Origin of the sequence: Bacillus cereus, from assembly GCF_002577405.1 — a bacterium.
Lineage (GTDB): Bacteria > Bacillota > Bacilli > Bacillales > Bacillaceae_G > Bacillus_A > Bacillus_A cereus_AU.
On record NZ_NULR01000003.1, the window covers coordinates 266638 to 291816 of the forward strand.

The following is a 25179-nucleotide window of genomic DNA, read 5'->3' on the forward strand; positions in this document are numbered from 1 at the left end:
ATATTGTCTAATCTGTTATGCTACTGTTATACAATCAGGAGGTGTCAGCATTGAAAACATTTACAGTAAATTTCCATCAAGAAGATAATGCAAAAGCGACAACAGTACATAAACTAAGTGAAGAGGACTTCAATAAAGCAACAGAAAAAGGTACTCGTCATTTATTTGATTTAGATACAAACGTTGGCTTCTTCGTATTCTTTGATGCAGAAGATGCAGAAGGAAATGATCAATACTTAATGTTACAATATGAAGGAGATCATGAAGAGCCAAGTGCTTGCTACGGATTTGATTTAAAACTATACTATCAATTTTTAGCACTATACTTAAATGATCTTGAATTCCACGGAGAAACAGATGAGGAAGAGGAAGAATATGGTCCGATTCATCATTTAGCACATTTACTTTATCATATTGTTGAAGATGGTAAATCAATCGAAGTGTAAAAATACATATTTGAAGCTGTCCTTAAATAGGACAGCTTTTTTAATTATACAAATAGGCAATCTTAATAGATTTCTGATGGCGACAAACAGTTTGAATAAGAATTAGAAAGCAAAAAATATTCACTTCTAGTTGGTTTTTGTAGCAGTTTATTTTAAGTTATAAAAAAGGATATAACAAGTATGGAGAGAAGGTGTATATGAAGCACTAACTTTTTGGAGCAAAATTAATTTGAAAAGTAGTGTTATGGTATGGTTACAAAAGTGAATATGATAAAGTGGGAGGTTGAAAAGTATGAAAGTACAAATGAAAACACTTATACTTTTCTTAACTTTAATATGTGTAATGGCTTTGACTGCTTGTACTAGTGCTGAGGAAAAGAAACAAACAAATCCAGCATCAGAAAATAGTACGAAAAAAAAGAATGAGGACACCGCTTCGAAAAAAGAGAAAGAGTCTGTGGAGAAACCACAAAGTCAAGATTCGGTAAAATCTTCAACGGATTCTAATTCGAAAAATACAACACTTAATCAAAAATCAATTAACCATGTTAAAGAGTTATTTGAGCAAGCAAAAGAAGGGAAAGTACCTAACGTACCATACGCAGCACATACAGGTGACATCGAGGAAATCGAAAAAGCGTGGGGAAAAGCAGATAAGACTGAGCAAGCAGGGAACGGAATGTATGCGACTTTTACAAATAAAAATGTTGCATTCGGATTTAATAAAGGATCGCAAGTATTTGATGTTCATTCTTACCATGCTGAGCTTAAATCAATTACGTTACAAGAAATCGAAAAAGCTTTAGGAAAACCGGCATCGGTTAAAGTAAATGGTAATGATAAAATATACGTTTATAAAGTAAATGACCAATTTGAATTAAAGTTTGTTATTCCAAATTCAACTGGTAAAGTACATCATATTTCGGTTTTCTCACCGGAGGATAGTATTAATAAAATGGCAGGTTAAAAGAAAGGGCTGTTCCTATAGGGACAGCTCTTTTGTTTTTGTGCGCTCTAATGATTGAACGAAAATTGCTTGAATGATCCCGCCAATTGTTAAGAAGAAGGCACAAATATAAAATAGAGTACTACCGCTAAATGTGCTTACTAATAATGCCCCTACAAACGGCCCGCAAGTTCTTGAAATATCCCAGTGTATACCGTAAATCGAAAAGTAAAATCCACGTCTATGACTTGGAGCAATTTGTGAAACGAATCGCAGTAAATGATTTAAAGCAATACTTTCCCCAATTACAAAAAAGAGTAATGTAAAGAATAATGACCATATTGTTGTAGAATAACCGTATCCAATCGCAGCTAACGTATAGCAAGTATAGGAAATCGCAATGATTTTAGGCATAGAAAATCGTTCAGACCATTTTACAAGAAATATTTGGAGAATGACTTCCATAATAGCTTTACAAGGCGAGATAAATACGAGTACGAATAAAAAATTTGGAAATACATTTTCGGCATATATTCGATAATTCGATTCTGTTTGAGCGTAGAAAAAACTAATAGGCAGTGTAGAAACCATAAGGCCAAATACTGCATAATGTTTTGAAATAAATTGTTTTGGTGAATATACTTCTTTTGTTGTTTCGGCGTTTTTCATAAGTGGAGCCGTTTCAGGAAGCTGCGTCCAAATTAGAATGGCATATAGCGCAAGGGCTACACCTTGCAGTATAAATAAATATTCAGGGTGGCTATTATAGAAAAAGGCGCCAATTAATGGGCCGATGACAGATCCAATCGCTCCCATTGTTTGCAAAACAGCAAATATTTCAGCCTGTTGTTCTTTCTTTGTTAAGTCAGCAATTTGAGCGCGCTGTGCCGGAATATATAAGGAGCGTCCAATACCATTTACGATATACAGTAAGGCGAAAAATATGACTGATTCAGCAAAAATGAACCCACTTACGGCGAAAGCTTGTAAAAATAACCCGATTAACATGATTTTCTTTCGGCCGTATTTATCTGTTACACCACCAGCAATTAATGTAAACACAATATCAGATAGCGGCTGTAATCCGAAAAGAAGCATCGTTACGATGATATTACCATTTAACGCTTTATTAACGTGAACAATAAAAATGATGGCTAACATCGCTTCTGTCGTTCGGACTAATAATTCACCAAAAAATCGAATGAGAATGGGCTTGTTATAACGTGTTATCAGTTGATTCATTTCTATGTCCTCCTCTCTATATTGAAATGATAAGATGGAAGCAAGAAATGAAAAAGGGTAGAATGAAAGTGGGAGATTTTTCATCTTTTAGGGGGCGTTTTATGACGATTTTGGAGCAATATATGCACCTATGGCTTCAGTACGGAAAAGGAAGAGCAGAGGGGGAAAAAATAGAAATAACAATACAAAATATATCTGAAACATTATTTTGTACAGAGAGAAATAGTAAACTAATCATAAAAAAATTGGAAGAACTTCATTGGATTATGTGGTTTCCTGGTAGAGGAAGAGGAAATCGTTCAAAGTTGTCCTTTGAAAAACAACCAGTATTTTTAATTTTAGAAAGAGGAAAAGAAATAACGAGACAAGGTGATGTAAAAAGCGGAAATGTCTTTATTGAAAGGTATAGCTCGTATTTTCCATCGCTTCAAACGCAATTTAAAACTTGGGTCGATTCGATATTTGGTTATCAAGTTGAACGTACATCTCAAGGGAGAAGAGATGTACTCCGTTTGCAAGTACAAATGAATTTAGATATTGCATTAGATCCTGTATACGCTACAATGCGCTCGGAATGTCATATGGTAAAACATATATTCGACACACTAGTATATGTAGACGGTAATACAAACAGTATAGAACCAAGGCTTGCATTTCACTGGGAATATAATGAGGCTGAAAAGATATGGGCGTTTTATTTACGAAAAGGAGTCCACTTTCATAACGGAAAACAACTTACTGCACATGAAGTTGTATATTCACTGAATCGATTTAAGAAAGCTGATAACAACCCACACGCATGGATGTTACAACATGTTGCAAGTGTCCGTTCAGTAGATGATTATATTGTTGAAATTCAATTACATACGGAAAATAGAATGTTTTTACATATGCTTAGTGCAGAACAGTGTTCTATAGTAAATGAAGATGAAGCAGGAAGCTTAATTGGGACAGGGCCTTTTAGGTTATATAAAAGGAATGAAAATGTATTTATACTAGAAGCTCATCATTTGTATTTTCGAGAGAGACCTTTTCTAGATCGCGTTGAATTATGGAATGTAGAACAAAGTGTAAATACATATGATGTTTTAGTAAAAGCGCAGTATAAAGATAGAGAGAAACATAATAAAGAATTGACTCGACTTGAGTCGAATGTGACATATATAACATGTAATCTTGTAAAAGAGGGACCAATGCAAAATGAGTTATTCCGGAAAGCGCTATATAAAATTATTCATGGCGATACAATCGTTCAACAACTCGGCGGAGAACGTGGAGAAGTGGCAAAGAAATTAATATTAACAAATGGCAGCGTAATAGAGAGTGAAGAAAGTATAAAGGAGTTAATTAAGCAAAGTACTTACCGCAATGAAGTACTGCAACTTTATACATTTAAAGGAAGGGACCATGTTGAAGATGCACATTGGATACAAAAAGTGTGTGCAAAATATGGCGTGAATATTGAAGTCAATTTTCTTGAAACAGAAGAGTTATTGCAAATAAATACGATACAAAAAGCCGATATTATGCACGATAGTGCAACGATTAGTGAACGGTTAGAAGATAGTCTGTTGTACATGTTTCTTACAAAAAACAGTTTCGTTCATCAGCATAGTAATATAAATTTTAATGAAGTAGTACAGCCGTATTTTACCGAAAATCAATTAAAGAAACGGATCACACGGTTGCGCGATATTGAGGACACATTGTTACGTGGAATTCACATTATTCCTTTATATCGTAACAAACAAGAGATAAGTACACATGAAAAAGTACAAAATATAATGATTAATTCACAAGGGTGGATCGATTTTTATGAAATATGGTTTAAGTCTTGATATATATGGGCTGCTGCGCATTCTTATAAGGTGTGTAAGAGCCTTTTTTTGTGTGTAAAACAAACCTTTTTTACACATTGTTACGCTATTTGTTATAAAAGTATATTTACAGCGTAACAGTGTTATGTTACATTGTTATCAGGAAGGAGTGTTATACAGTTGAGTACAGATTTAATTTCAAAAAAAGATTTATTAGAGCTTACTGGTATTTCATACGGACAGTTATATAGGTGGAAAAGAAAAAATTTAATACCGGAAGATTGGTTTGTACGGAAGTCAACGTTCACAGGTCAGGAAACATTTTTTCCGAAAGAAAAGATATTAGAGCGTATTGATAAAATCCAAACGATGAAAGAGGATTTATCACTAGATGAATTAGCAAATATGTTTTCGCCAAGTGTAACAGAGATTCTTTTAACGAAAGAAGATCTCATTCATAAAGGGATTACATCAGAACCTGTTTTACAATTCTTCATAGAGCAAACGAACAAAACGGCAGACTTTCGATTTGTAGATATTCTTTATGTGTATATGTTAGAAGAACTACTGCAATCGGGAGATGTTAGTTTAGAAGAAGGAAAAATGGTTCTGCAAGTTTTACGAGAAAATTATGAAGCAATTAAGCATAAAAATTGTGAATTAGTTATTATTCGAAAAATAGGAATTTCTACATGCTTCTTACTATCAAACGTTGAGGATTTAATTTTTGAAAAGGGAACGAAGATTGTTTTACGTGAAGCAATTATGAAGTATACCGAAGCAGTAAAAACTAAACTGTTGTAGTGGAGGAGAAGTAATGCGTACAGAAAATTTAATTATAAACGGTTATGGTACATCGAATGGTGGCGAGTTTCACAAGGTACAACTAAATGGAAAAGGGACTGTAAATGGAAATGTTGAATGCGATGAATTTCAATGTAATGGTTACGGTGCAGTTACTGGTGATTTGAAAAGTAATAATGCAAGAATTAGCGGGTCAGGTAAAATCGATGGTACGGTTCATGCAGAAATGATGCGAATTGATGGGAAAGCGACAATTACACAAGATGTAAAGGCGAATAGTTTAAAGATTGCAGGAAAAGGAACGATAGGTGGAAATATAACTGGTGAAGAACTTAAAATCAACGGTCAAGCGACGATTGATGGTAATTGTGAAGTTGATATGTTTTCTTCAGAAGGACAATTTACAGTTGGTGGATTATTAAGCGCAGATGAGATTAATATAAATATTCACGGTACATGTAGAGCGAAAGAAATTGGCGGTCAAACGATTAAAGTAAGACATAGGTTGAGTACTTTTAGTAGACTATTTAAATCAGTGTTTGGCTTGCAGTTAGAAGCTGATCTGTTAGAAGGTGACAATATCGATATTGATTATGCTCACATAAAAACGGTCAGAGGAAACAATGTTACAGTAGGACCGAACTGTGAGATTGAACTCATTGAGTATACTGGTGTTCTTACTGTTGATAAAAGTGCAAATGTAAAAGAAATTAAGCAGGTGTAAGGAAGGAGGGAATTAGTATGGAACATCAACATAGTCTTACAGTGAATGGTTCTGGTAGTTCGGCGGGTGGAGATTATAACAAAGTGAAGATTCGCGGTGAAGGAACAATTTCTAATGATATGAGTTGTAATGAATTTAAAACGTACGGCACGAGTGATGTACGCGGTAATATGAAAGTTAAAAACTATGTCGTGTATGGAGATAGTGAGGTACAAGGAAATGTAGATGCGGAATATGTCAAAGTATACGGTAATACACAAATGCATAGTGATGCTCAGATTGAAAAAACAAAAGTTAGAGGTATGATTGAAGTGAAAGGAAAGTTTTCGGGTAATTTTATAGATGTGAAAGGTGCTTTAAATGTGAAGGGAGATATTGAAGTAGAAAAATTATCACTAACTGGTGGTCTTGAAAGTGATGGCTTACTTAATGCGGAAAATATTGAAATTTCACTTCGTTATGAAGGAAGTAAAGTAAGAGAAATCGGGGGCAAAAAGATTACCGTTCGTAAAAAAGCGAGATTTATACCTTTTACAAGTCATGCCGGAAACCTTCAAACAACTATCATTGAAGGGGATGATATTTATTTAGAACATACAATAGCAGACGTAGTAAGAGGAAATCATGTTATAATTGGCCCTGGCTGTGAAATTAGTGTTGTAGAATATCATACTAGTTTTAATCAGAAAGGCAATGCAGTCGTCAAAGAACATAAACAAATATAAGTAGTTTGAGGGAGAGCAAGAGATATGGTTGAGAAGAATAATAAACTTGGCTTCGTTGTTGCCGGTTTATTGCTAGGTATTTTAATGGCATCAATGGATAATACCATTGTCGTAACAGCGATGGGAACGATTGTTGGTGACTTAGGAGGCCTTGAAAATTTTGTATGGGTTGTTTCTGCTTATATGGTCGCAGAAATGGCAGGTATGCCGATTTTCGGTAAACTATCAGATATGTATGGTAGAAAGAGATTCTTTATTTTCGGTTTAATCGTCTTTATGATTGGTTCGGCACTTTGTGGTACTGCTGAAAATATTACGCAGTTAGGTATTTATCGTGCCATTCAAGGTATTGGGGGCGGGGCATTAGTGCCAATCGCGTTTACGATCGTTTTTGATATTTTCCCTCCTGAAAAGCGCGGGAAAATGGGAGGTTTATTCGGAGCAGTATTTGGTTTATCAAGTATTTTTGGACCATTACTAGGTGCATACATTACGGATTATATTAGTTGGCACTGGGTATTTTATATTAACTTACCACTTGGCATTTTAGCACTTATTTTTATTACATTCTTTTATAAAGAGTCACGAGTTCATAGAAAACAAAAAATTGATTGGTTTGGCGCAATTACTTTAGTTGGTGCAGTAGTTTGTTTAATGTTCGCCTTAGAGCTAGGTGGCCAAAAATATGATTGGGATTCTAATTTTATTTTAAGTTTATTTGCTGGATTTGCTATTTTAATCATCGCTTTTATTGTTATTGAGCGAAAAGTAGAAGAACCAATTATTTCATTTGAGATGTTTAAACAGCGCTTGTTCGGAATGAGTACAATTATTGCATTATGTTACGGGGCTGCATTTATGTCAGCAACTGTGTACATTCCGTTATTTATTCAAGGTGTATACGGTGGTACCGCAACGAACTCAGGATTATTACTTTTACCGATGATGTTAGGATCAGTAGTTACAGCGCAGTTAGGCGGATTATTAACGACAAAGCTTAGCTACCGAAACATTATGTTTATTTCTGCTGTAATTATGCTCATCGGATTATTCTTATTAAGCACTTTAACACCAGAAACTAGTCGTATATTATTAACGGTTTATATGATTATTATCGGATTTGGAGTTGGTTTCTCATTCTCTGTACTAAGTATGGCAGCTATTCACAACTTCGGTATGGAGCAACGCGGGTCTGCGACTTCAACGAGTAACTTCATTCGTTCATTAGGAATGACACTTGGTATTACAATCTTCGGAATGATCCAAAGAACAGGTTTCCAAGGTCAATTAGAAGAAGCGTTTAAAGGTATGAGCGGGGGAATGAATACAAACGCATTAGGAGATTCAAGAGCTATTTTATCAGAATCGGCTAGATCTCAAATTCCGCCGCAAATATTAGATAAAATTATTGAAGCTCTTTCTAGTTCAATTGTTCAAACATTTATGTGGGCATTAGTCCCAGCAATTTTAGCGTTCGTATTCATTTTCTTTATGGGAAATGAGCGCATGGTAATTAAGAAAGAACAAACGAATAAAAAGAGTGAAGCATCAAAAGCATAAAAAAGCTCCTTTCAATTTGAAAGGAGCTTTTTTCGTATGTACGGTGTTAGATTAGCCTTCGATAATTTCGTATTCTTCGTCTGCTAATAATAAAATTTGTGTTTTCTTACCTTTGTTTTGAACTTCGATTACATCGTAAGCACCTAAGTCTCTTACTTTGTTTTGAGAAGCGTTAACCATAACTTCCATAGAATCAATTAAGATATCTTCTTCAATGTATGATTCAGGCAATGCCATATCTTCAGTATCTAATACACATGTGTATAGATTTTGTAAGTTTTCAGCAGTTGGATTTTGTTCTTCAACATCAATAATATTTTTTACTGCTTCCATATTTTCTTCTTTTGCTTGGTACACTTTAATTTTAGCCATTGTTTTAATCTCCTTTATAACGTAATCGTAGAGGCTACACTTCATTATAACGTTTTTTTCATGAAAGATGAAATTGTTATATGTATTTATAGTAAAAATTATGTGTTATTACTCAATATTGTTTTAATTTCCTTACTAATGTTATGAGTAGATAACTATATCCCTACGTTAAACTTATATTGTCCAAGCTTTTCTTATATTCCACTCATATTATATGTAGTAGATAAAACATATATAGGGAAGGGATTGAATGTAAGTGGACTGTGAGCCGAAACGCGATTGTGCGTGTTGCCAAAATAATATATGTGAATTTTTACAAAGTCTAGAACCCTTTACTAAAGTTGAGGGTATCGTTATAGCTGGAAAGGAAATTGTTGTAACCTATTTCCTTTCATTTAACAAGATGAAAGGTATCGTATCATTTTTACAAGAGGACAATGAAGTTATATTTGTAGATTGTTCAAGGATTGATGCGATCCGAATAGGGAAAGTGTGTAGTTGTAAAACGAAAGTTAAATTTATTGAAGAGGATTTTAGTCTACTTGGAAATATTTGTCCGCAATGTTTAACAGAGGGCAGTACACTCTTTTTTGACTTTCATAATCCAGAATTAAATTTATCTTTACAAGCAAAAACAATTGATGCACCTAGATGTATTGAATTTACAGATGAACTTGGGAATGTAGTAAAGCAAATTACTATTGTAGGTGAAGCGATTGTTTCTAAAGACTTTGTTCAAGTGCCTGAACTATTAAATTTCCGATTAGTATTATCAGATACGGCTACGAATCCTTTAAAGTTTGGAGTACTGTTCATTAATTTCCCTGATGTTACGTTTATTATTCTTTTCGCATCAAGCGGATACCTCAAAATTTCGAACTGTTTAAAAATAGAGAGCGGGACTGGTAATGCCGAAATAGAAGAGATGAAAAAAATAATAATCGATGATAATACAATGTACAAGTCAATCATTAAGTTGACTAAAATATATAAAAATGGTGCCACAGAGTCATATACTTTTAAAAATGAATTATAATATATGTATTTCAATGAACCCTCAAATTATTGTTGAGGGTTGTTACATAATAGAATAAGTAAACGGATTCTAGATTATATGTACCGTTTAGTTTGTTTGTTAATTAGTAAGAAATAAATAAGCTGTTAACCTATTTTTATAGGTCAATCATTTCATAGGCAATAGATGTTATAATCATTTTATATTCATATAAAATTTATGATAATTCAAAGTTTTAGTTTAATAGATGTATGCTTTTATGAGAAAAAATTGAATGTACATAAGAATATGAATGTTGATTGATTAATTTATGTAACTGTAAAGGCTAGTTGATTTTATAGAAAGCGGGAATGTAAATGATATATGAAGCGAATATACATACAAGAAAAAAATTAGTTTCTATGTTCGAGGATTTCAATAATGTTGTTTTACTTTCTTATTTACAAGGGCATATGGGAAAAGCTTGGGTGAACGATCTTGAAAACCCGACAGTAGCACAAATTACGGTAGGGATTTTTACATTTTACGCTGGAGATTCAAATGTGAAAGAAACAGAAGAGTTATTACGTAATATTCCCGAAAGAATGTTAGTAATCGTAAATAGTGAAGAATGGAAAAAGCGTTTAGAAACATTTTATGAAAGAAAAATAGATAAGTTTTTACGCTATAAATTCAAACGTAATTCGGAAGTTTTTGATCGTTCAAAATTACAATCTTTTATATCAACTTTTCCAAAAGGATACGAGTTACGAAGAATAGATGAACATATCGCAAACAATCCTAAACTACACAAGCTTTCTGAAGATTTCACAAGTCAATTTCAATCAATAGAAGATTATATAAAACGAGGTATAGGTTATAGTATTTTGTATAAAGGAGAAGTTGTATGTGGTGCATCGTCGTATAGTATTTATGATGATGGAATTGAAATTGAAGTTGCAACTGTTCAAAACCATAGAAGAAAAGGGTTGGCGACTGTAGTAAGTGCGGCGTTAATATTGGATTGTTTAGAAAAGGGTAAATATCCAAACTGGGATGCAGCGAATACTACATCTGCCAAACTAGCAGAAAAGCTAGGTTATGTTTTTGATAAGGCGTATGATACTTATTTTGTGGATAATAGGTAAATGAACGGAGATTTGTAAGAATTGTATAACGTAAAAAAACTAGTAAATCTTATTAAATTAATATTAATTAGTTCCTTTTTAAAATTACAAATTGGGTATAAAAACCGACTTAAAAAAGTCGGTTTTTATTTTTTTACAATAAGGTAAGGTGCTTCCAATATTAATTTGCTGGTGCATGGATATTTTGAAAGTTTCTTCGGAAATATTGTTATCTTTTTACTATTGAACTTACTCAACATATTATGGTATTTTTCCGCGATGATAGTTAAGAAATTTCATTTTTAATAGGTAAATATTCATGAAAACAAGTATATTAAATTTGCATATTTGACTATTAAAGAGAGAATACTCTTTATATTTGTAAATGATAAAAGTGACTATGATACAAGCCCGCGCATTAATAGAAAAAGTACATATACAGTAAAGAGAGTTAAAAAACTCTAAATTCTTTTAAAGGAGATTATAAAATATGAGTGAACAATGCCCAATTAATGTACCATGTCAAGTAGAAGGACAAACTCAAACACCATTAAGTGATGCAGCTGCAACACCAATTACTACTCCGGGAGCACCGATTGTAAAAATACCAGTTGTATTAGCAGAAAGAACGATTCAAATTGTTGTAGAATCTGATGTTTCATTAGATCCTCCAGCAGTTGAAATTAAACGTATCTTAAAAAATGCATTTTTAACACAATGTAAGTTAGTTCCTGTAGCATTTACTCCAGTACCAGGTACAAATTATCGCCGAGTTACAAGAGCGAAATTATTTGTACAAGGATTTATTCGTAAAAACATTGAATATGCAAATGACGAGTGTAATGGAGTGCTATATGACCGTATTGCTAATGTTCCATTTTCTGGTTTTGCTGATTTAACAGCTGGTGATTTTCTATCACAAGCTATAGTAGCTGCTTCCTCAGATACTACTTCTCACTTTATTAATCCTAAAAATGGTGATCTACCACGTTTAGATAAATACTTCTTCGAAAATACAGTTTTTTATAATGAACAACCGTATTGTGAATTAGTCAGCGCTCAATTTTTCGAATTAGACTTTTCACCTTGTCCAACAGCCCTAAACGAACCATTTGATACTCTTCGTGAAAAAATTGTACTAGATCTTACTTTAAAAGTGTTGCAAGTACAACAAGTACAAGTATAAAAATAAAAAAGGCATTGTCTTTAATGAAAAGACAATGTCTTTTTTATTATTATAAAACATATATAATGATGAAATGCTCGCGTGCAAAAAACATATTTTTTGAATTTCATCAGATGGGGGGATGGTGATGAAAAATCCATGGATGGGTAAGGGGAAATGGAACAAAGTTTACAAAGGGAAAGTGCTGGATGTTCAAGATGATTCACATGAAAAAAGAGAAAAGAAGATAAGTGTAGAAACAGAATCAGAGAAAGAAGGTATAGCAATTGAATTAGAGAAGATAAGTGAAGAAACAGAGTCCCAAAAAGAAGAAGCAATTGAATTAGAGAAGGAAAGTGAAGAAACAGAGTTCCAAAAAGAAGAAGCAATTAAATTAGAGAAAAAAAGTCAAGAAACAGAGTCAAAGAAAGAAAGTATAGATTCAGGATCGAAAATAGAGACTTCAGTGCGTTCAATAGTAGTGAAAACCCCATTTTCTATTATTTCAGATGTGACTAGTTTTATAAGATTTCCTAATATTAATGTGAAAAATCAAGAAGTATTTGTATTTCGGAATCAAAAAGATGAAAGAGGTCGTGAATTGGATGCTAAGTTATTAACTACAGTGCAACATTATCATGGAGAAGTTAATTGTAATTTAGTTTCTTCAAACCTTTATGAAAAGAGAGTGCTTTTAGAACTTTCAAATCAAAAAATAAAAGGGAATACGGAAGAGAATTGGGTAGGCACATCTTCGTGGATTCCTATCCACGGTATAATATTAGAGAAGGAAGATGAAGTAGGAGTAAATAATTATATACCTGCGAAATTCCCAATAGAAATAGGGAAGTATAAAGGTGAAATTAATTTACGAGAAAAAGTGGTATTTAAAGAAAAAGTTATAGAAATAAAAGAGATGTCACAGGAAATTATTTTAACAAAAAAAGAATTCTCATTGCCAAAAATAATAAAGAAAGGAAATAATCTATCTATAATTGAAAAAGGGAGCTTACTTGTAGAAGGTTATATTTCTCAATGTATTGAATTTATATCGGAACGAAGTACGCCGCATGATAACGCGTATCAATTAATGCAAAACATTGTATTGGAATTAACTGTACAATTATTACAAGAACAGGAAGTTTGGGTTCGGATTAAATAAATGATCATCTCTCCATTTATTAGCTGAAAATTTCTTCAGGAATATGTAATAGAGAAACTTAAAAATAGTGCTAGAAAATTTGTAAACGAGCTTACAAATAAAGGATGGCAAAGATGCGAAATACAACTGATGGATTGATTGAAACAATTATTTGATAGATGAAACTGATAAATTTTCGTTAAAACATGATGTGTATTAGAGGTGTGTTCTCTACAAGTAAAGAAAACTCACAACTTAAATAGTAATACATGTTTATCGTAAGTTTTTAAACACCAATTATACTTTTTTAGAATAATTGGATGGACAACCTCTTGTGTAGTATCTATTTCAGTAAAACCATATTTTTTATAAAAGTTTTTTAATTCCTCGAAAGGGAGACAGAATACATTTTGAATATGTGATTCCAGCGCTGTTTGCACTAAAAATGAAACGAGTGCTCCTGCTAATTGTAACCCTCTAAATTTAGGTACTATGAAAATACCACCCATTTCCATAGTCTCTCCATCAATTTGGACTAAACGACCTACACCTGCATACTCACCCTTATATGTAATAATCGCAACTTTATCCCGCTTTAAATCACTTGGTACAAATCCTATTGATTCGTATTGTTTATTAATCCATTCTAAATCTTTAGATGTAGCTAGTTGTATACTCATGAGTAACCTCCTTTGGAAGAGTATTAATATTCTCATTATATATAGCTCAATAACTGGTGAAAAGAGGATAAATCGAAATGATTTTTTTCTGTGGTTCAAGTTTTGAAGAGTAGTGCATACAATATAAAGTCTTTTCCTTTCTTCATTTAAGTTTTACGTATATAATTTAAAAGTACTATTATTTATTTTTATTTTATTTTTTTATATTTTTAACAGAATAGAGGTTTAAAAATGGATGTTAAAATCATTACGGATAGTGCGGCGGATTTACCGGTAGAATTGCTGCAGGCATATGATATTGATTTAATTCCACTCCGTGTATATGATGAAGCAGAAACAGAGTATTTAGATGGAGTTACATTAAATTCAGTTACATTATTGCAAAACATGAGAGAAGGCGCTGCTTATAGAACGTCATTGCCTTCACTTGAAACATTCCAAGAAAAATTTGTTTCTTATGCAAAAGAAGGTAATCCTTGTATATATTTAGCTTTCTCATCTGAACTATCAGGTACATATCAATCGTCAGTTCTTATTAAAGAAGAAGTGAAAGAAACATATGCTGACTTAGATTTAGAAATTATCGATACGAAATGCGCTTCGCTAGGTCAAGGGCTTGTCGTATTAGAAGCTGCTAAAATGGCAAAAGAAGGCGCAACAAAAGAAGATATCTTAAGCCGTGTCGCTTTTCTAATGAAGCATATGGAACACATCTTCACTGTAGCTGACTTACAGTACCTAGTAAGAGGTGGACGTTTAAGTAAAGTAGCGGGATTCATCGGTGGTTTATTAAACATTAAGCCGATCTTAAATGTGGAAGAAGGAAAACTTGTACCACTTGAAAAGGTAAGAGGGAAAAAGAAAGTATTAAGCCGAATTGTTGATATTATGGAAGAGCGTGGGAAAGACCTTAAAGGTCAAACAATCGGTATTACTCATGGTGATGATTTAGAAACAGCCGAGGCATTAAAAGTATTAATTACTGAAAGATTTGGCTGTGAAGTATTCATTGTAAATACAATTGGAGCAGCAATCGGGGCACATACTGGACCTGGTGTTATCACGTTATTTTTCTTAAATGAAGTAGAGTAAAGGATTGATCTTTTGATCAATCCTTTTTGTTTTTAGTCTATGATAATCGATCGATACGGTATTCGTGAAGATTATATCATCGAAGTTTTAACTGTACCAAATGGAATGATAATATTGATTAATTATTCTGATTATTAGCTCTGAAAACGAGAATACAATCCGATAACGACAGTAGCGTCCAGTTCCTCATCTCTAGCCACTTTCGTAGTGAGACCAGCACGAGCAAAAATTTCAAAGGTCTGAGGTGCCTGCATTTCACTTGTCTCCATCAAAAGATGTCCTCCTGGTGCTAGCCAGAGAAATGCTTCTTCTGCTACTCGTCGCTGAATGTCAAGTCCATCCATTCCTCCGTCAAGCGCCACCTTTGATTCATGTAGGCGAGCCTCCTGTGGAAGTAGCTTAATTGCTTCGGTAGGTACGTAAGGTACATTCGCAACTAAGGTGTTCACATGACCTTTAAGTGAGAGGGGAAGAGAGTTATACAAATCACCTTCAAAAACATGGCCACCGAAATCTGTTACGTTGCGGCTAGCGCATTGTACTGCGATAGGGTCAATGTCAACAGAATACAATTCAACTCGTCCTAAAGTTGCCGCCAGTGCTACACCGACAGCACCCGACCCGCAACATAGGTCAATGACGATATCATTAGAACGTGATAGGGCTTTTGCCTGGTGAACAAGAAACTCGGTACGTTGGCGAGGCACGAAAACACCTCGATCCACTTCTATCCTCAAACCACAGAACTCAGCGTATCCAACAACATATTCCAAAGGCAAACCATCGACTCGCATTTCCACCATTTTTTTTAGTTCCTCTGGAGTTCGTGCCTCTGAGATAAGTAAGCGAGTCTCTTCTGCTGCGAAAACACAACCCGCGCTCCAAAGCTTGTTAATTATACATTTTTCCGTTTTATCGTCTAAAAAGATATTAAATTGTTTTCCTATTTATCTCACCACTTTTGATTAGCTTATTTATAATCCTGTATTCGTTAAAGGTTGAAGATATCCTTCTGTTGAATTGGTTAAATAATGAATAAGGAAACGTTAAAATAAATTTTAAAAGAAGGAGTAGGTGGCAAAGCTGAAAGAAATACAAATGAAGAAATTTGAAGATGTATTAAAATATGAGATTAATCACCTTGTCCAAGAAAGTAAAGAAGAAGGTTTTAACTTCCTAACCAAATTAGTAAATGAATATGAAACCGAAATAAATACATTTAATAAAACTGGTGAATGTTTATATGGCATTTTTCAAGGAGAAAATTTAATTGGAATTGGAGGGTTCAATGAGAATCCATACACAGAAAATAATAAGATTGGCCGATTAAGGAGATTTTATATTTTAAAGGATTATCGTCGTATAGGGTTAGGGAACTTGTTATTAAACCGACTATTATCTCATGCAGAAAAGTATTTTGAAGTTGTTGTTTTACATACAGATACAAAGCAAGGTGATGCGTTTTATACTGCAAATGGGTTTGTGAAAGGGGAATTATATAAAAAATCTAGTCACTATAAAGTATTATAGAAGTAGCTGTCCAAAAAAAAAAAATTGGGCAGCTATTTTAATTGTCGATTTTTGTTGGTAAATCGATATATTTTGACAATCGCTGATATATTTCAAGTGGGGCTCCTGTATTTGAAAAATACAAATATAATTTCATTTACCGAATTGTTAGTACAAAAAAGAGACCTCAGCTTCTACAAATAAGCTTATGAGATTACTCTTCTTCAGTCAACTAGGTTTTTACATTCATTTGTTTTAATAAAATTTTCGGATCACCTTTTACATAATAAAAATGCGGATTATTTTCATCATCGTAAAGCATAATATAAGGTTTTTCATTCAGAGGAAGTAAAATAAGTACTTCATCAATCGTTGAATGTAACCATTGATTTACAATAGAAACGGGTTTAGTTAAAGGGATTTTTATCATATGACCATCTTTCGGAACGACGTTTAAGTTTTTAAATGGGCCAGTGATTGCTTTAGCGTATTGGACAGCTTCTTTTTCAATCGCTAGATCTAAAGATTGTTTTTGAACGACCATTTCTTTTTGACAATCAAATACTTCGATTTGTTTATTTGTATTTGCGAACGCATTTGTTGATAATAAGAAGAAAAGAAGAGTAATGACCCCGATTTTTTTTATCATAATAAAACACCTCATCATTACTATACCCTCAAATGTTATAAATATTTTTCTGTCACATTCATGTAACAAAGAAGTCGTATGATACAATTGGTTTTTTGTTTAAAAGTAATGGAGGAATAAGCATGAAAGTATTAATCGCAGATGATGAACAAGATATGTTAAAGATTTTAAAAGCTTATTTTGAAAAGGAAGGCTTCGAAGTTTTGTTAGCGAAAGACGGAGAGGAAGCACTTCAAATTTTTTATGATGAGAAAATAGATTTAGCTATTTTAGATTGGATGATGCCTGTATGTAACGGTATTACTGTCTGTCAGGAAATAAAAAAGAATTCAAGTGTAAAAGTGTTAATGCTTACGGCGAAAAGTGAAAGTGAAGATGAATTAGCTGCTTTTCAAAGCGGAGCTGATGAATATGTGAAAAAGCCGTTTCATCCCGGGGTATTACTTACACGTGCAAAAAAACTAGTACAGCATGATGATGTAATTCAAGTACAAGATGTAAAGATAAATTTCGCGAAAAATAAAGTATATAAAAATGATATAGAGTTAGATATTACAAAAACAGAGCTAGAGTTAATAAAGTGTTTTTTGCAACATAAAGGAATGATTTTAACTCGTAAAAAATTGTTAGATATCGCATGGGGATTTGACTATTTTGGAGAAGAGAGAACTGTTGATACACATGTAAGAAGACTGCGTCAAAAAATTGGAGAGAATATTATAAAGACGCACCGGGGGCTAGGATATAGTTTGGAGGAACGAAGTGAATAAACTTGGAAAAAAGCTATTTCTCAGCATTTCTTTAACTGTTGTTCTCATCTTTACGATTTCATTATTATTAATTAACTATCTACTACCAAAATATAACATTTATAAAACACGTGAAAATTTAAATGAATTAACAACGCAAATAAAAAAAACACCGGTTAAAGATTTAGAAGATGTTATTCATACAATCGAAAGTGACAATAACGTTACAATTGCGTATACGCCAATCAATCAGTCAGAAGATGATATGAACGAAGCGTTACGGATGCAACTAGTGAAAAAGAAAGTAACGTTAAATAAACTGTGGATTACGAAAGATGAAGTCATGAAAGTGAGTACGGAAGGGCAATCGAATAAACTGTATGATCAAGGGAAGTTAAAAGCGAGTTTTTTTACTAAATATATTGCGAAAGATGATATATTAATTTTAATAGGTTCTTCTATTGCACATTCAAATGAAATTATAAAAACGTTAAATACATTTTATTTATACATTTTATGTTTCTCACTCCTACTTATTATTTTACTTGTTTGGGTACTTTCAAAAATAATAACGACTCCACTGAAAGAGCTAAGTGATGTAGCTCAAGATATTTCACGTTTGAAGTTTAAACGAACGAAAGTGAAAACGAATGATGAAATAGGCGACTTAGCCAATAGTATCAATATTATGAGTGATAAGTTAAATGAGGCACATCAAGATTTAACAGATCGGAATGAACATTTAAAACGATTTATGGGTGATGTAACTCATGAATTAAAAACACCAATCGCATTAGTGAAAGCATATTCTATAGGAATAAAAGATGGTTTAGATGATGGTACATTCGTGGATACAATTATTAAACAAACAGATCAAATATCCAACTTAATTGAAGAGTTATTGCGATTTTCTAAACTAGAAAGAGATATTTTACAAAAAGAAGAATTCCCTATTAAACCACTTGTCCAAAGTATTATAGATAAGTATAAGATCGAACTAGAATCGAAAGAAATTAACTTGCAGGTGAATAGTAATATTAAAAATCAGGTCATTTATGCAGATTTGAATAAAATGGGAATGGTGTTTCAAAACTTTATTTCTAATGCGATTAAATATACAACGAATCAAAATATAAAAATTAATTTAGAAGAGAGAATTGACGGTATATACTTTAAAATTCAAAACGGCATTGATGCTGAAAGAATTAAAAATATCGATAAAATTTGGGAGCCTTTTTACGTATTAGAATCTTCTCGTAGTAAAGAAAAGTCAGGGACTGGATTAGGACTAGCGATAGTAAAAAGCATATTAGAAAGGCATGAATTTGAATATGAAGTCTCTATTATAGATGGAGAAATACAATTTTATATTTATATGAAAAAGGGCTAATAGAAATATTAGTCCTTTAAATCATATAAAAGTATTAGTGTGAAATTTTATTTTAGTTTCGTGAAATCCTTCTCTAACCTCCAAGTTAGTTGTACAATCTTACCGTTTTGTTCATATGAAATTCAAGGCAATCGATAGAAATATTGATTGTCTTTTCTCGATTGTACAAGCAAAGAGTGAATGAAAAAACACTTTTACATTTGCAGTGAACTTTACATAATAAGAAATCTCTAAGTTTCTCAACTTTTATATAAGATTAAAACTGAATTTTCAGTTATTTTGTTATATAGTAAAAGAGAGCAATTAAGGGGAGGGGACATTTTGAGTAAAAAGAAAATAGCAATTACACTTTCGGCAATGTTATCTGCAACATGTATACCTAGCTTTACAATGGACGTGCATGCAGAGAAGAAGGAAGAGACAAATAATACGAAATTCGAATTAGAAAATGGGATGACAAAACCAATTTATTCTCTTGATGAAGCAATTATTGAAAATTTATTTGTAGAGACAGAAGTCGATAGTGATCGCGATGGTAAAAAAGACCGTGTATCGATAAAAGTAATGCGTCCAAAGACAGATTCAAATGTGAAGGTTCCTGTTATTTATGAAATGAGCCCATATCGAGCAGGGTTAAAAGATGTTCCAGTTTATAATGTAGATGAAGAATTGTATGCGTATGAAGGAAAGCCGTATGGAGCGGTTAATCTTGGCTCATACGGAAACTATTACGTGCCAAGAGGTTATGCAGTGATTTTAGGAGAAAGTATCGGTACTGGAAAGTCAGATGGATGCCCTACAACTGGAGATGAACAAGAAATACTTGGGACGAAGTCTGTCATTGACTGGGTAAATGGTCGTGCGAAAGCATATACAGAAAATGGTGAGGAAGTTAGGGCTGATTGGTCTACAGGAAATGTAGGTATGACAGGGGTTTCTTACAATGGTACATTACCAAATGCTGTTGCAACGACTGGAGTAGAAGGTTTAAAAACAATTATTCCAATTGCAGCAATTAGTAGTTGGTATGACTATTATCGTGCAAATGGTGCAGTCATTGCTCCAGGTGGATATCAAGGGGAAGATACAGATAATATGGCAGAAGCAGTACTGACAAGAAAGAACCCAGAAGTTTGTGGTCCGATAATTAAAGAACTTACTGCTGGACAAGATCGGAAAACAGGTAATTATAATGATTTTTGGGATAAACGAAATTATGTAAAAGATGCTAAAAATATAAAAGCAAGCGTATTTGTCGTTCATGGTTTAAACGATTGGAACGTTAAAACGAAGCAATTTTCACAATGGTGGGATGCGCTTGGAGAAAATGATGTACCTCGTAAAATGTGGTTACATCAAGGTGGACACGGCGGAACATCAAGTAATAACTGGCAGCAAACACAAAATAAATGGTTAGATTATTGGTTGTACGGAATTGAAAATGGAATTATGGATGAACCAATGGTTGATGTACAACGAGAAAATAAAACATGGGAAAAGTTGAAAAATTGGCCAGATCCAGCAGCTGTGCCATCAAAAATCCGTATGTATTTAAGTAATAAAGCAGTTAATTTACCATTAAGTATGGGATCTGTTAATAAGGTTTTCTCATTCGTAGATGATGCAAAACTTAAATCAAATCAATTAGTAGCAAACCCAGAATTAGAAGTTGCAAATCGATTAGTGTATACAATGCCTGTACTGCAAAAAGATATGCGTATAAGTGGTACACCGAAGATTTCATTTAAAGGAAATATTGACCGTTCTGTATCGAATTTAACAGCATTACTTGTAGATTACGGCGGAGCAAAGCCTGAAATCGTAACGAGAGGTTGGATGGATCCGCAAAACTTGAATAGTATAAAAGACTCAACAGCACTTCAACCTGGAAAAGATTATACATTTACATGGGACATGCAGCCAGATGATTATGTATTTAAAGCGGGGCATCAAATTGGAGTCGTTTTAATCGCAAGTGACTACGACTATACAATTAGACCGAAAGCCGGCACGAAGCTTACGGTGAAATTGAGTGAAGTGACTTTGCCAATTGTGAAGTAGGGTTTATGAGAGAAATGAGTTAGGGGAGCTTACTAAGGTAAGCTCTTTTATATTGAGTTGTTTTGTTATGTAATAAATAGTTATATCATTTTATGCTTCATTTTGCATGTTCTTCATACCTAGCCCAAGATTTTGCACGTCCAACATAATATTTCCCAGTATCTAGATTCTTCCTTAAATAGATTACAGCATCTTTCCTTTTTTAAAAACCACTAAGGTGTTTGATTTTTTTATGCTTTATTATAGTATTTATACACTTTATAAGCTCTATATGCACATACGAGAAAAATTCCAATTTCGATACTGACATTAGAACTAAGCCAATTACGAAAACATCTTCTTCCATAAAACAAAAAAAGAGTCCTAAATTAATAGGATTCTTTTTTTACTTTCATTTTTCACTTATGAAATCTTACAAAATTGTCATCTTTACGTAAGGTTAGTAGATAGTTTATTTACTATTGCAATGTAATAATAAAAATATAATAAATCAGGTTTTGTTGCAATATTTTCCCATCTCTTTATGTCTTCGGAAACTTTGCAACAGAACCTGAAATATACACTTTGATAGTAACAATGATGAAGGAGAATAGAATAGAAAATGAAAATAGCAAAGAAAAGTAGGAACATACTTATAGTATTTGTTGCTATTTTGTTGACTTTATATACGTATCTGACTTTTATAAAAGAGCCCGTTATAGAAGCTGAGGCTGCTATATTAATGGATGCGCAATCAGGAAAAGTTATTTATGGTAAAAATGAAAATGTGCCCCTTGCTCCAGCAAGTATGTCAAAGATGATGACCGAGTATATTGTACTAGAGAAAATTCATAACGGTACATTAAAATGGGGCGATTCCGTCAGAATTAGTCCGAATGCTGTAAATAGCATTGGAGCTAAGATCAATGTAAGAGTTGGTAATCGTTTGACTGTTAGAGATTTATTTCATGCAATGGTAATATCGTCAGCCAATAATGCTGCTGTTGCTTTAGCTGAGCATATTTCTAAAAGTGAAGAGAACTTTACAAAGCTTATGAATGCGAAAGCAAAACAATTAAATTTATCTAATGAGACTCATTTTGTTAATGCTACAGGACTACCAAATGCTCAACATCAAGAATCAAAAATGACTGTTTTTGATGTAGCAACACTCGCACAACATTTGTTAAAAACATATCCCGAAGTTTTAGATATAACCAAGCTAACAAACTATACATTATCGTATAATGGTGCAACTATAATGACTACAAATAAGATGCTCGATACATCTAATGATGAATTGTATTTCCAAGGAATTGATGGTTTGAAAACTGGATTTACAGATGCAGCAGGATACTGTTTCACAGGAACAGCAAAACAAGGTGAAAAAAGAATGATCGCTGTTGTCATGGGAACTAACGAAGATACTAAGAGATTTATAGAAACAAAAAAATTATTTTCATATGGATTTAATAAAATTGGCTCAACTTTTTTGAATTGGCAGCACTAATCTTTAAATTATAATAAATAACTAAAATGAATTATATAGAGATGTAAAAACAAGTTATTAGTTAGTTTTATCACAATACGATGCAAATTATAAAATGGATCACTGTAAGGAGTAGATAAAATGATTAGAAAATTAATAGGTAGCTTAGTAGGAGGAGCTGTTTTTCTCTTTCTATGCATATATATTTTTTCACCTAGCATCACTGACATTGCTAAAGGTAAAGGCGATATACAAAATAATGATGGATCTATAACTATTGGATCCCCAGATACTGTGGATGTAATAGTTAATAAAAATAGGAAGCTTCCAAGTAATTATAGACCTGACGATTTAGTTGTGCCTAATGTTAAGTTTGCATTTGATGGGATTCAAGAAAAAAGTCATTTGCGAAAAGAAGCTGCTATCGCTTTGGAAAAGTTATTTGCCTTAGCGAAACAAGAAGGAATCGTATTACATGCTATATCTGGATTTCGTTCTGAAGAATATCAACAAACTGTTTATAGACGAAATGTAGAGAAACAAGGTCAAATCCAAGCTGATAAAGTTTCTGCAAAGCCAGGTCATAGCGAACATCAAACAGGGTTAACGATGGATGTTTCTGCGAATAGTGTCAATAATACACTAGAAACGCAATTCGCAAATACGATTGAAGGAAAATGGCTTAAAAACAATGCTCATCGCGCTGGCTTTATTATACGTTATTTAAAAGGAAAAGAGCACATTACAGGTTATTCATATGAACCATGGCATATTCGATACGTAGGTGACATTGCAACAGAAATATATGAAAAAGGTATCACTTTAGAAGAATATCACAATGAAAAATAACCCATTACCTTGTTAAAACTACCTTAGAAGGTATATGATGAAAAAATTATATAATGTATCCTACACCTCTGTACCTATAGAATTATCAGGTAATAAAAACAGCGCAGTGGAATTTATTCGTAAATTAACTCAAATAGTTTCCAAATGAATATAAATCTAAAATTGAGAAGTACTGATTAAACAAAAGGCTAAAGGGGATACCTTTAGCCTTTTTATACTATATTAATCTAAACCCGTTCCTATTTTAAATTTATAATTATTCAGAAACGCGGTCTAGTTTTCATTGTCCAAGCATTCTCTTAATAAACACATATACTATTTATAGTAAAGACGGTCACTAATTTATTGAGAAACCGTCATTTATATAAAAATGATAACTTCAGAAGGAAGGTAAGAAGAAATTGGAAAACGAACAACCTGAAAGAATTGAAAATCAAGTGTATTCTAATCGAGTATTAAGATCGGAATTTGATAAGAATTGGGCAACTTGTATTTCGAAAAGTGGATATGTAATATATACGGCTACGAATGACGATGCGGAAGTAGTAGTGTTACTTTCTGATGGTTCAAGAAAATTATTAATCTTTAATAAAGGTGGAAAAGTAATAGTAGGTGGTGGTGGAACGAGTCATTATAGTAAACCGCATATTGCAAGAGATATTATATAAGGTAAAAATGTTAATAAAAAGACGTTGGCAGTCCCATAATTTTTAATCCGTATATATGTGTTTCTTTTTGTAACGGAAATAAGATAAATGGGAAATGTCGTTATAAATGTAGAATCACACAACAAATCATAATACATGAAGTGTGTGTCGCTTTTAAATTAAGTCCCTTTTTTATAAAAACCAAACTTAAATCTACTGAGGGAGAATCCATTTTGATCAATCCTTTCAAAAGGGATTCTTTTTATTTATCGTAAAACTTTTGGTTATGAGGTATTTTTGAGTAAACTTTATTGTAAAGCTACAGAATACTACTAGGAGAGTAGCCCTTTTTTGCATAAGAAAAATACATAATTTGATAGAGTTAATAAAGATGTAAGCAGAGAGAGATGACCAACTTGCATCTTTTTTTATTTTTTATCAAACCAATTAAACCTTTCTATCGTTACCTTAAATATAAATAAAAAATTGAAGGAGGAATCAGTATGAAAGCATGGCAATGTATTGTGTCCATATTAGCAAGCCTTTTTTTATTAACAGCGTGTAATAGTGATCAGAAAGAAGATTCTCAAAGTAAGAAAACGGGTGGAGAAAAGGTGAGTGAAGTTAGTAGTGATAAAAACGAATCTCCTAGTTTACAAGTATTAGAGAACGATAAGGTTGGAAAATACTTAACAGATTCAAACGGAAAGACACTCTATTATTTTGCAAAAGACACATCTAAGGTAAGTAATTGTAGTGGTGACTGTGTAAAGCTTTGGCCGCCATTTGTTGCGAAAGATTTTGAAGTTCCAAAAGGATTTGATAAAAAAGACTTTGCTACGATAACAAGAGAAGATACGAAAGAAAAACAAGTAACGTATAAAGGCTATCCCCTTTACTATTTTGCTAATGATAAATCAAAAGGGGATATAAATGGACAAGGGGTTAAAGATATATGGTTTGTACTGAATAGTGAAACTACATTTAAACAGTGATGGGAAGCATGTTGAATGGGGCGCATG

The 25179-nt window shown here is 32.9% G+C and carries 25 protein-coding genes; 20 read left to right on the forward strand and 5 right to left on the reverse strand.

The window, feature by feature from the left end; translation table 11 throughout:
- The first annotated feature begins 50 nt into the window (after nt 1-50).
- Both COC96_RS06245 and COC96_RS06250 read left to right on the forward strand, forming a co-directional pair.
- Nucleotides 51-446, forward strand: a complete 396-nt coding sequence (locus tag COC96_RS06245) for a hypothetical protein (RefSeq protein ID WP_000847585.1) — start codon at nt 51-53, stop codon at nt 444-446.
- Nucleotides 447-738: 292 nt separating this feature from the next.
- The gene (locus COC96_RS06250; RefSeq protein WP_098768504.1) at nt 739-1413 is read left to right on the forward strand and encodes a YjgB family protein; all 675 of its coding nucleotides are present in this window, start codon (nt 739-741) and stop codon (nt 1411-1413) included.
- 15 nt (nt 1414-1428) lie between these two features.
- Here COC96_RS06250 and COC96_RS06255 read toward each other — a convergent pair whose 3' ends face one another.
- Nucleotides 1429-2634 carry an MDR family MFS transporter gene (locus COC96_RS06255; protein WP_098768505.1) on the reverse strand — a complete coding sequence of 402 codons (1206 nt, stop codon included), beginning with the start codon at nt 2632-2634 and terminating at the stop codon, nt 1429-1431.
- A 101-nt stretch (nt 2635-2735) separates the two neighbouring features.
- Here COC96_RS06255 and COC96_RS06260 point away from each other — a divergent pair, with 101 nt between their 5' ends.
- From COC96_RS06260 to COC96_RS06280, 5 genes are all read left to right on the forward strand, one after another.
- Nucleotides 2736-4472 carry an SgrR family transcriptional regulator gene (locus COC96_RS06260; protein WP_098768506.1) on the forward strand — a complete coding sequence of 579 codons (1737 nt, stop codon included), beginning with the start codon at nt 2736-2738 and terminating at the stop codon, nt 4470-4472.
- A gap of 159 nt (nt 4473-4631) precedes the next feature.
- Nucleotides 4632-5255: a YhbD family protein gene (locus COC96_RS06265; RefSeq protein ID WP_098266430.1), complete on the forward strand. Its 624-nt coding sequence runs from the start codon at nt 4632-4634 to the stop codon at nt 5253-5255.
- Between the two features lie 13 nt (nt 5256-5268).
- Nucleotides 5269-5979, forward strand: coding sequence for a bactofilin family protein (locus COC96_RS06270; protein ID WP_098266431.1), 711 nt, complete (start codon nt 5269-5271; stop codon nt 5977-5979).
- A 17-nt stretch (nt 5980-5996) separates the two neighbouring features.
- Nucleotides 5997-6704: a cytoplasmic protein gene (locus tag COC96_RS06275; RefSeq protein ID WP_098768507.1), complete on the forward strand. Its 708-nt coding sequence runs from the start codon at nt 5997-5999 to the stop codon at nt 6702-6704.
- A gap of 24 nt (nt 6705-6728) precedes the next feature.
- On the forward strand, nt 6729-8264 hold the full coding sequence (locus COC96_RS06280) for an MDR family MFS transporter (RefSeq protein ID WP_098768508.1): 1536 nt from the start codon (nt 6729-6731) through the stop codon (nt 8262-8264).
- A gap of 51 nt (nt 8265-8315) precedes the next feature.
- Here COC96_RS06280 and COC96_RS06285 read toward each other — a convergent pair whose 3' ends face one another.
- Nucleotides 8316-8636, reverse strand: coding sequence for a hypothetical protein (locus COC96_RS06285; RefSeq protein ID WP_097903749.1), 321 nt, complete (start codon nt 8634-8636; stop codon nt 8316-8318).
- 256 nt (nt 8637-8892) lie between these two features.
- Between COC96_RS06285 and COC96_RS06295 the strand changes: the two genes are divergently transcribed.
- The 4 genes from COC96_RS06295 to COC96_RS06315 all read left to right on the forward strand — a co-directional run bounded on the left by COC96_RS06295 (nt 8893) and on the right by COC96_RS06315 (nt 13084).
- Nucleotides 8893-9672 carry a BC_2878 family exosporium-associated protein gene (locus tag COC96_RS06295; RefSeq protein WP_098768509.1) on the forward strand — a complete coding sequence of 260 codons (780 nt, stop codon included), beginning with the start codon at nt 8893-8895 and terminating at the stop codon, nt 9670-9672.
- A 335-nt stretch (nt 9673-10007) separates the two neighbouring features.
- Nucleotides 10008-10778, forward strand: a complete 771-nt coding sequence (locus COC96_RS06300) for a GNAT family N-acetyltransferase (RefSeq protein ID WP_098266435.1) — start codon at nt 10008-10010, stop codon at nt 10776-10778.
- A gap of 469 nt (nt 10779-11247) precedes the next feature.
- Nucleotides 11248-11943 carry a CsxC family protein gene (locus COC96_RS06305; RefSeq protein ID WP_098266436.1) on the forward strand — a complete coding sequence of 232 codons (696 nt, stop codon included), beginning with the start codon at nt 11248-11250 and terminating at the stop codon, nt 11941-11943.
- A 127-nt stretch (nt 11944-12070) separates the two neighbouring features.
- Nucleotides 12071-13084, forward strand: coding sequence for a BC_2427 family protein (locus COC96_RS06315; protein ID WP_098768510.1), 1014 nt, complete (start codon nt 12071-12073; stop codon nt 13082-13084).
- Between the two features lie 227 nt (nt 13085-13311).
- Here COC96_RS06315 and COC96_RS06320 read toward each other — a convergent pair whose 3' ends face one another.
- Nucleotides 13312-13743, reverse strand: coding sequence for a GNAT family N-acetyltransferase (locus tag COC96_RS06320; protein ID WP_098266438.1), 432 nt, complete (start codon nt 13741-13743; stop codon nt 13312-13314).
- A 231-nt stretch (nt 13744-13974) separates the two neighbouring features.
- Between COC96_RS06320 and COC96_RS06325 the strand changes: the two genes are divergently transcribed.
- A complete protein-coding gene (locus tag COC96_RS06325; protein ID WP_098768511.1) occupies nt 13975-14835 on the forward strand; it encodes a DegV family protein in 861 nt (286 codons plus the stop codon).
- Nucleotides 14836-14969: 134 nt separating this feature from the next.
- On the opposite strand, the gene COC96_RS06330 is transcribed toward COC96_RS06325, so the two are convergent.
- Nucleotides 14970-15764 (reverse strand): putative protein N(5)-glutamine methyltransferase, encoded by a 795-nt coding sequence (locus COC96_RS06330; protein WP_098266440.1) that lies wholly within the window; start codon nt 15762-15764, stop codon nt 14970-14972.
- A gap of 169 nt (nt 15765-15933) precedes the next feature.
- Between COC96_RS06330 and COC96_RS06335 the strand changes: the two genes are divergently transcribed.
- Nucleotides 15934-16365, forward strand: coding sequence for a GNAT family N-acetyltransferase (locus COC96_RS06335; protein WP_098768593.1), 432 nt, complete (start codon nt 15934-15936; stop codon nt 16363-16365).
- 211 nt (nt 16366-16576) lie between these two features.
- Here COC96_RS06335 and COC96_RS06340 read toward each other — a convergent pair whose 3' ends face one another.
- Nucleotides 16577-16993 carry a hypothetical protein gene (locus tag COC96_RS06340; protein WP_098768512.1) on the reverse strand — a complete coding sequence of 139 codons (417 nt, stop codon included), beginning with the start codon at nt 16991-16993 and terminating at the stop codon, nt 16577-16579.
- 122 nt (nt 16994-17115) lie between these two features.
- Here COC96_RS06340 and COC96_RS06345 point away from each other — a divergent pair, with 122 nt between their 5' ends.
- The 7 genes from COC96_RS06345 (at nt 17116) to COC96_RS06375 (ending at nt 25152) form a co-directional block, all read left to right on the forward strand.
- On the forward strand, nt 17116-17763 hold the full coding sequence (locus tag COC96_RS06345) for a response regulator transcription factor (RefSeq protein ID WP_098768513.1): 648 nt from the start codon (nt 17116-17118) through the stop codon (nt 17761-17763).
- The gene (locus tag COC96_RS06350; RefSeq protein WP_098266443.1) at nt 17756-19132 is read left to right on the forward strand and encodes a HAMP domain-containing sensor histidine kinase; all 1377 of its coding nucleotides are present in this window, start codon (nt 17756-17758) and stop codon (nt 19130-19132) included. Before COC96_RS06345 ends, COC96_RS06350 begins: the two co-directional genes overlap by 8 nt.
- A gap of 321 nt (nt 19133-19453) precedes the next feature.
- Nucleotides 19454-21193 carry a Xaa-Pro dipeptidyl-peptidase gene (locus tag COC96_RS06355; protein WP_098768514.1) on the forward strand — a complete coding sequence of 580 codons (1740 nt, stop codon included), beginning with the start codon at nt 19454-19456 and terminating at the stop codon, nt 21191-21193.
- 601 nt (nt 21194-21794) lie between these two features.
- Nucleotides 21795-22682: a D-alanyl-D-alanine carboxypeptidase family protein gene (locus COC96_RS06360; protein ID WP_098768515.1), complete on the forward strand. Its 888-nt coding sequence runs from the start codon at nt 21795-21797 to the stop codon at nt 22680-22682.
- A gap of 120 nt (nt 22683-22802) precedes the next feature.
- Nucleotides 22803-23510, forward strand: a complete 708-nt coding sequence (locus COC96_RS06365; RefSeq protein WP_098266446.1) for a M15 family metallopeptidase — start codon at nt 22803-22805, stop codon at nt 23508-23510.
- Between the two features lie 401 nt (nt 23511-23911).
- A complete protein-coding gene (locus COC96_RS06370) occupies nt 23912-24178 on the forward strand; it encodes a hypothetical protein (protein WP_098266447.1) in 267 nt (88 codons plus the stop codon).
- A gap of 482 nt (nt 24179-24660) precedes the next feature.
- Nucleotides 24661-25152: a COG4315 family predicted lipoprotein gene (locus tag COC96_RS06375; RefSeq protein WP_098266448.1), complete on the forward strand. Its 492-nt coding sequence runs from the start codon at nt 24661-24663 to the stop codon at nt 25150-25152.
- Nucleotides 25153-25179 lie beyond the last annotated feature (27 nt).

What these genes read in the sequence shown, in the direction of transcription:
- COC96_RS06250 (WP_098768504.1), top strand. Translation starts at nt 739, where the DNA reads ATGAAAGTACAAATGAAAACACTTATACTTTTCTTAACTTTAATATGT.
- COC96_RS06255 (WP_098768505.1), bottom strand. Translation starts at nt 2,634, where the DNA reads ATGAATCAACTGATAACACGTTATAACAAGCCCATTCTCATTCGATTT.
- COC96_RS06260 (WP_098768506.1), top strand. Translation starts at nt 2,736, where the DNA reads ATGACGATTTTGGAGCAATATATGCACCTATGGCTTCAGTACGGAAAA.
- COC96_RS06270 (WP_098266431.1), top strand. Translation starts at nt 5,269, where the DNA reads ATGCGTACAGAAAATTTAATTATAAACGGTTATGGTACATCGAATGGT.
- COC96_RS06275 (WP_098768507.1), top strand. Translation starts at nt 5,997, where the DNA reads ATGGAACATCAACATAGTCTTACAGTGAATGGTTCTGGTAGTTCGGCG.
- COC96_RS06280 (WP_098768508.1), top strand. Translation starts at nt 6,729, where the DNA reads ATGGTTGAGAAGAATAATAAACTTGGCTTCGTTGTTGCCGGTTTATTG.
- COC96_RS06285 (WP_097903749.1), bottom strand. Translation starts at nt 8,636, where the DNA reads ATGGCTAAAATTAAAGTGTACCAAGCAAAAGAAGAAAATATGGAAGCA.
- COC96_RS06300 (WP_098266435.1), top strand. Translation starts at nt 10,008, where the DNA reads ATGATATATGAAGCGAATATACATACAAGAAAAAAATTAGTTTCTATG.
- COC96_RS06305 (WP_098266436.1), top strand. Translation starts at nt 11,248, where the DNA reads ATGAGTGAACAATGCCCAATTAATGTACCATGTCAAGTAGAAGGACAA.
- COC96_RS06315 (WP_098768510.1), top strand. Translation starts at nt 12,071, where the DNA reads ATGAAAAATCCATGGATGGGTAAGGGGAAATGGAACAAAGTTTACAAA.
- COC96_RS06320 (WP_098266438.1), bottom strand. Translation starts at nt 13,743, where the DNA reads ATGAGTATACAACTAGCTACATCTAAAGATTTAGAATGGATTAATAAA.
- COC96_RS06325 (WP_098768511.1), top strand. Translation starts at nt 13,975, where the DNA reads ATGGATGTTAAAATCATTACGGATAGTGCGGCGGATTTACCGGTAGAA.
- COC96_RS06335 (WP_098768593.1), top strand. Translation starts at nt 15,934, where the DNA reads ATGAAGAAATTTGAAGATGTATTAAAATATGAGATTAATCACCTTGTC.
- COC96_RS06340 (WP_098768512.1), bottom strand. Translation starts at nt 16,993, where the DNA reads ATGATAAAAAAAATCGGGGTCATTACTCTTCTTTTCTTCTTATTATCA.
- COC96_RS06345 (WP_098768513.1), top strand. Translation starts at nt 17,116, where the DNA reads ATGAAAGTATTAATCGCAGATGATGAACAAGATATGTTAAAGATTTTA.
- COC96_RS06360 (WP_098768515.1), top strand. Translation starts at nt 21,795, where the DNA reads ATGAAAATAGCAAAGAAAAGTAGGAACATACTTATAGTATTTGTTGCT.
- COC96_RS06365 (WP_098266446.1), top strand. Translation starts at nt 22,803, where the DNA reads ATGATTAGAAAATTAATAGGTAGCTTAGTAGGAGGAGCTGTTTTTCTC.
- COC96_RS06375 (WP_098266448.1), top strand. Translation starts at nt 24,661, where the DNA reads ATGAAAGCATGGCAATGTATTGTGTCCATATTAGCAAGCCTTTTTTTA.